Raw genomic sequence first — 2,176 nt, forward strand, 5'->3', positions numbered from 1 at the left:
CAGAGTCACACTCAGCACCACACCCAGAGTCACATTCAGCACCACACCCAGAGTCACATTCAGACCTGAACCCAAGCCGGCCCAATGCGTTTCGATCACGGGGGGCCAGGGGCGCCGCGCGGCGGCGTCCCTGGCGATCGTCTGTGTTCGTGGTGGCGGAGGGCCCCGAGAGACCCCGGAGAGACCGTGCCCTCCCGCATCGAGGACTACGCGCTGATCGGCGACACACATTCGGCCGCGCTGGTCTCCAGGGACGGTTCGATCGACTGGTTGTGCCTGCCCCGCTTCGACTCGCCCGCGTGTTTTGCCGCCCTGCTCGGTGACGAGAACTCCGGTCACTGGCGGATCGCGCCGGTCGATCCGGTACTCGCGGTGAGCAGACGCTACCGCGGCGACACCCTCGTCCTCGAAACCGACATGACCACGGCGAGCGGGACCGTCCGGATCGTCGACGCGATGTACCCGCGCTCCGGCGAGCACCTGGTGCTACGGCTCGTCGAGGGCATCGAAGGCACGGTCCGGATGCGCAGCGAGACCCGCATCCGCTTCGACTACGGCTCGATCGTTCCGTGGGTGCGTCGTTTCGACGAGCACACGGTGGTCGCGGTCGCCGGCCCCGACGCGGTCACCCTGCGCACGACCGCGCCGATGGAGGGCCACGACATGGCCACCCACGCGCAGTTCACGGTCTCCGCCGGGCAGTCCGTGCCGTTCTCCCTGGCCTGGTGCCCCTCGCACCGCCCGACCCACGCCCGCATCGACGTCCGCCGGGCGATCGACCTGACCGAGTCGTGGTGGGCGGACTGGATGGCCGGCTGCACCTACGACGGGCAGTGGCAGGACGCCGTCCGCCGGTCCCTGATCACCCTCAAGGCGCTGACGTACGCGCCGACCGGCGGCATCGTCGCGGCGGTCACGACCTCCCTGCCGGAGATGATCGGCGGGGTCCGCAACTGGGACTACCGCTACTGCTGGCTGCGGGACGCCACCATCACCCTGCTCGCCCTGCTCGACGCCGGGTTCACCAGCGAGGCCACGGCCTGGCGGGAGTGGCTGCTGCGGGCGGTGGCCGGCGACCCCTCGCAGGTCCAGATCATGTACGGCGTCGGCGGCGAGCGCCGGCTGCCCGAGTACGAGATCCCGTGGCTGCCCGGCTACGAGGGCTCCGCTCCCGTCCGGGTCGGCAACGGCGCTGTCGACCAGTTCCAGCTGGACGTCTACGGCGAGGTGCTCGACGCGCTGCACGTCGCCCGGATGGCCACCGACGTCGACGGCCAGGACGACTCGTGGGCGCTGCAGAGCAAGCTGATGGAGTTCCTGGAGACCGGGTGGCGCAAGCCCGACGAGGGCATCTGGGAGGTCCGCGGGCCACGCCGGGACTTCGTCCATTCCAAGGTGATGGCCTGGGTGGCGGTGGACCGGGCCGTCAAGGGCATCACCGAGTGGGGGCTGCCCGGCCCGCTGGACCGCTGGACGGCGCTGCGGGCCGAGATCCACAACGAGGTCTGCGCCCGCGGCTTCGACCCCGCCCGCAACACCTTCACCCAGTTCTACGGCTCCACCGAACTGGACGCGGCCCTGCTGAACATCCCGCTCGTCGGCTTCCTGCCGGCGACGGATCCGCGCGCCGTCGGCACGGTGGCCGCCATCGAGCGCGAACTCGTCCAGGACGGCTTCGTGCTGCGCTACCCGACCGCGGCGGACGGCGCGGTCGACGGCCTGCCCGCCGGTGAGGGCGCCTTCCTCGCCTGCACCTTCTGGCTCGCCGACAACTACGCCCTGTCAGGACGGGTGCGCGAGGCCCAGGAACTGTTCGAGCGGCTGCTTGCGCTGCGTAACGACGTGGGGCTGCTGGCGGAGGAGTACGACCCCCGCCTCGGCCGGCTGGTCGGCAACTTCCCGCAGGCGTTCAGCCACGTCCCGCTGGTCAACACCGCCCGGACGCTGACCGACGCCCTGCGCGGCCGGCCGCGCTCGCGCACCGACCGGGCCTATCCGCCGGGCCACTTCTTCGGCTGACTCCCCGGCCCGGCCTCCCGATCATCCGCCGGCCGCCCCGCCGTCCGTCATCCGCCATCCGCCACCCGTGCCGAAGCGACCGGGAAGACCGGGAAGACGAAGGCGGCGGGCGAGCGGACGATACGGAGAGGGGCGAGGACAGAGAGGGGCGAGGACA

General features: G+C 71.4%; 1 protein-coding gene. It reads left to right on the forward strand.

Features of this window, described 5'->3' with window-relative positions:
- Positions 1-186: 186 nt before the first annotated feature.
- Positions 187-2,019, forward strand: a complete 1,833-nt coding sequence (locus AC5LUJ_RS13825) for a glycoside hydrolase family 15 protein (RefSeq protein WP_250282655.1) — start codon at positions 187-189, stop codon at positions 2,017-2,019.
- The last annotated feature ends 157 nt before the right edge of the window (positions 2,020-2,176 follow it).

The sequence above is a fragment of the Protofrankia sp. CiP1_Cm_nod3 genome, from assembly GCF_982290655.1.